Raw genomic sequence first — 675 nt, 5'->3', positions numbered from 1 at the left:
GACGAAGGCGCTGCGCGCCTTCGCAGCAGAACTACTAGTCGTTGATATGACTGGGCTGCTGTCAAGAGGCTCGATCTCAACCGGACATGCGGTCCTCCTCCCTCCGATCACGTAACGCGTGGGAGTGACGACGGGGCCGAGGCTGCTTCGCCGATCATCCTGCTGATATACGCCGGTCAGCGGGTGACCCCGCTGGAGCGGCACGAAGTCGATGCGTCGGGAGCGACCTCGAACTAGACACACGGGTTCCGTTGGGCTGCGACGTACCGCATAACGACTTGCGAGGGTTCCCCCCAGATCGTGCCCCGAACACCCGCCGCCTCTCTCTCTCTCTCTCTCTCTCTCTCTCCCTCGTCCGGTCAGGCGGCGCCCGTCGTCGGACCGGGGACGTCCTGCATCACCGCCCAGAGAAACCCGACCAGCTCCCGCGCGACCGCCACGGCCGCGATCTTCGTCTCCTTCCGGTAACTGAGATGCTGGAACAGCGTGTGCAACCGCTGCTGCGCTTTCCAAGCGTGGGCCACTATCGACGCCGGTTGGTGCCGCTGACGGGCCCGAAGCGCCGCCGCCACTTTCGGCCGATGGCGGTAGCTCCACGCCGCCTGGACCAGGACGTGCCGGCAGTGACTATTCCCCGCCTTGGTGATCCCGCCGCGCCACTCCCGCCCGCCGCTC

1 protein-coding gene is annotated in these 675 nt (G+C 66.5%); it reads right to left on the bottom strand.

Translation table 11 applies throughout. The features are described 5' to 3' along the window. Positions 1-359 precede the first annotated feature (359 nt). Positions 360-675 (bottom strand): transposase (locus tag JNK74_29080; GenBank protein MBL7650234.1); only part of this gene is annotated, 316 nt, incomplete at its 5' end.

The organism is Candidatus Hydrogenedentota bacterium (assembly GCA_016791475.1).
Classification (GTDB): Bacteria; Hydrogenedentota; Hydrogenedentia; order Hydrogenedentales; family JAEUWI01; genus JAEUWI01.
Note: the sequence above shows the minus strand (reverse complement) of the source record. Positions and strands in the feature narration are given on the sequence as shown.